The following is an 886-nucleotide window of genomic DNA, read 5'->3' as shown; positions in this document are numbered from 1 at the left end:
TTCGACTGCATGGTCCAGGTGCGTGCCCACGGGGATCCGGTGGCGGCGGTGGCCCACGTCGAGCAGCAGGCCGATGGGGTGTGCCAGCTGGTGACCCGGCTGGTGGAGCCGATGCGCGGGGTGGCCCCGGGCCAGACCATGGTCGTCTACCAGGACAGCCGGGTGCTGGGCCAGGCCACCATCGACTCGGCCCGCTCCACGGCCTGGGACCCGGCCAAGGTCAGCTGACGTAGCCGCTGGCGGGACCGCTAGTTGCGCACCAGCTTGAGCTTGAAAACCTCCGGGCCCTGCTGCAGGTAGCTGACCTCGAATTCGCCCGGATGGCGCTCATCTAGCTGCCTGAGCAGCGGCAACGGGTTGTGTGTTGCGCTGAGCACCAGCCCCGACCCGCTGCGCAGTGAACCCAGGGTGCCAAAAATTGCCGCGTGGCGCACCGCATGCGGAATCGTCTGCACATCCAGGACCGGCAGCTGCTCGTCATGCCCACCGCAGGCGCAGGTGCCTGCCGTCGTCTGCCTCAGCGCCTCTTCCCGGGTTGCTGAGATTTCAATGTTCTCGGCCATCACCGACTCCTTCACTCTGATCCGCCAGGTGGCGGGGATGCCACATGGCATGCCCGCCACTATTTTATTACAATTAACTCAGTGGAAAATAGCGGTTTCGGCAACGGAGACCGGCACGGTGAGGGGAAAGCATTGACGACTCGGCCACGCAGTCCGCGGGAAATCCGGCGCAGCGGCGCCGGCCGAATGCATTCCCCCTCCCGCGAACTCATCCTGCACCTGCTCCAGGAGGCAAACGAGGCACTGAGCATCCCGCAGCTGGCCCAAGCTGCCGGCATGCATGAAAACACGGTGCGCGCCCAGCTGGAGGCGCTGTTGCGCGA

The 886-nt window shown here is 65.8% G+C and carries 3 protein-coding genes; 2 read left to right on the top strand and 1 reads right to left on the bottom strand.

From position 1 onward, the window contains the following. Positions 1-228, top strand: a 228-nt coding sequence (locus tag JCM19049_RS15745) for an aminomethyltransferase beta-barrel domain-containing protein (RefSeq protein WP_374700345.1), incomplete at its 5' end; no start/stop codon positions are given. 20 nt (positions 229-248) lie between these two features. Here JCM19049_RS15745 and JCM19049_RS15740 read toward each other — a convergent pair. Further along, on the bottom strand, positions 249-563 hold the full coding sequence (locus tag JCM19049_RS15740; protein ID WP_054822020.1) for a DUF2249 domain-containing protein: 315 nt from the start codon (positions 561-563) through the stop codon (positions 249-251). On the opposite strand from JCM19049_RS15740, the gene JCM19049_RS21440 reads away from it, so the two are divergent. Further along, a complete protein-coding gene (locus tag JCM19049_RS21440) occupies positions 550-699 on the top strand; it encodes a hypothetical protein (protein ID WP_279403394.1) in 150 nt (49 codons plus the stop codon). The genes JCM19049_RS15740 and JCM19049_RS21440 overlap by 14 nt on opposite strands. The last annotated feature ends 187 nt before the right edge of the window (positions 700-886 follow it).

It is taken from the genome of Arthrobacter sp. JCM 19049 (assembly GCF_001310435.1).
The sequence above is the reverse complement of the archived record's forward strand: the minus strand, read 5'-3'. Positions and strand labels throughout refer to the sequence as shown.

Bases quoted from the DNA above. Each gene is read 5' to 3' on its own strand.
- JCM19049_RS15740 (WP_054822020.1), bottom strand. From the start codon at position 563: ATGGCCGAGAACATTGAAATCTCAGCAACCCGGGAAGAGGCGCTGAGG.
- JCM19049_RS21440 (WP_279403394.1), top strand. From the start codon at position 550: ATGTTCTCGGCCATCACCGACTCCTTCACTCTGATCCGCCAGGTGGCG.